This is a genomic window from Moorena sp. SIO3I6, from assembly GCF_010672095.1.
Genome location: NZ_JAAHHU010001152.1, coordinates 1 through 1622, shown reverse-complemented (window position 1 = coordinate 1622; position 1622 = coordinate 1). Strand labels below are relative to the sequence as shown.

The following is a 1622-nucleotide window of genomic DNA, read 5'->3' as shown; positions in this document are numbered from 1 at the left end:
GTCGGGCAAAGCCCGATAGGGGTACCTGGTGTTGGCAAGAAGCCCGCGTTGTCCCGTCAGGGCAACGTCGGGAGTACGTCACGACAAACTCTTCCCCAAAACCAATAGCTTTATTAAGGGCACAGCTCAGCCCCTGGCTGACATGGACGAGTTCTGCGGCAAAATCAAGGCCGCTAAAGATGCCCAAAGTGATGATGACTTTGTCCTAATTGCCCGAGTAGAAGCGTTTATTGCCGGTTGGGGGCTTTCAGAAGCATTAAGGCGAGCCCAAGCCTATTACGATGCCGGAGCAGATGGCATTTTGATTCACAGCGCCTTGCGTGTGCCTGATGAAGTGTTGGCCTTCAAACGGGAGTGGGGCGATCGCTCCCCAGTGGTGATTGTACCGACCAAGTACTACGCTACACCCACTGAAGTCTTTAGAGATGCTGGCTTCTCTATCGCCATTTGGGCCAATCAACTACTCCGCGCTTCCGTAACGATGACCCAAAAGGTGGCTCAGCAGTTAATGGTAGAGCAGAACCTGCTGAATGTTGAAGACAAGATCGTTCCTGTCGCTGAGATCTTTCGGCTGCAAGGTGTCGCCGAACATGCAGAAGCGGAGCAGCGCTATTTACCCCAGAACGGGGGTGGGATTCGCACAGTTCTGCTAGCAGCTTCCCGTGGGATTGAATTGGGTCAATTCACTAAAGATAAACCCAAGTGCATGGTAAATCTGCAAGGTCAACCCCTGCTATCACGGATTGTGGAAGAGCACCACAGTGTTGGGATTCAAGACATCACGGTTGTGCGTGGCTACAAAAAGGAAGTTGTCAACTTACCTGGCCTCGATTTTGTAGATAACGACGAATATGACACCACAGGTGAACTGGTTTCCCTGAGTCGAGGCTTGCAGGAATTGCCCCAGGATGGACAGGATTGGATCATCGGCTACGGTGATGTTCTGTTCAAGAAGTACATTCTGCAAATGCTGTCAGGGGTTGATCATGACTTTGTGGTCATTATAGATTCGAGTCAGCACCGCCAAACCGAGCAGATCCGACCCGATTACGTTGCCTGTTCTCTACCCGACTCGACCCAGGCATTTTATCAACATGTTGATCTACAGCAAATCAGCCATGAACTGCCCGAGGGCGAAATCTGCGGCAGATGGACCGGATTGCTGAAAGTGTCCCAGCAGGAGCAGCAGAAATTACGGGATACCCTTAATACTCTGCTCCAGTCAGAGCAGGTGCGGCAACAGGGGCGAATGCCGACTCTGATTAATGAGTTGATCACCGATGGCTATCGGGTACATGTGCTTTATATCAAAGGGCATTGGCTCGATGTCGATCAAGTCGAAGATCTGTTCAAGGCTGGAAGTTTCTAAATGATCAAATCCGAATACTTTATCCAAGCGGCTCAGGAAAAAGGGTTTGGGTTGTACACGGGGGTGCCCTGCTCCTACCTCAAATCTTTTATTAACACGGTCATTGACTCTGATCATCTCCGCTATGTGGGGGCTGCAAATGAAGGAGATGCTGTGGCGATCGCCTCCGGTGCCGAGTTGGCTGGAGTGCCCAGTGTGGTGATGTTTCAGAATTCGGGGTTTGGCAACGCGGTCAATCCCCTCACCTCCCTGA

General features: G+C 51.4%; 2 protein-coding genes. Both read left to right on the top strand.

From position 1 onward, the window contains the following. Positions 1–31 precede the first annotated feature (31 nt). Positions 32–1369, top strand: coding sequence for an isocitrate lyase/phosphoenolpyruvate mutase family protein (locus F6K49_RS47155; RefSeq protein ID WP_293109411.1), 1338 nt, complete (start codon positions 32–34; stop codon positions 1367–1369). Further along, positions 1370–1622, top strand: a 253-nt coding sequence (locus F6K49_RS47150) for a thiamine pyrophosphate-binding protein (protein ID WP_293109409.1), incomplete at its 3' end; no start/stop codon positions are given.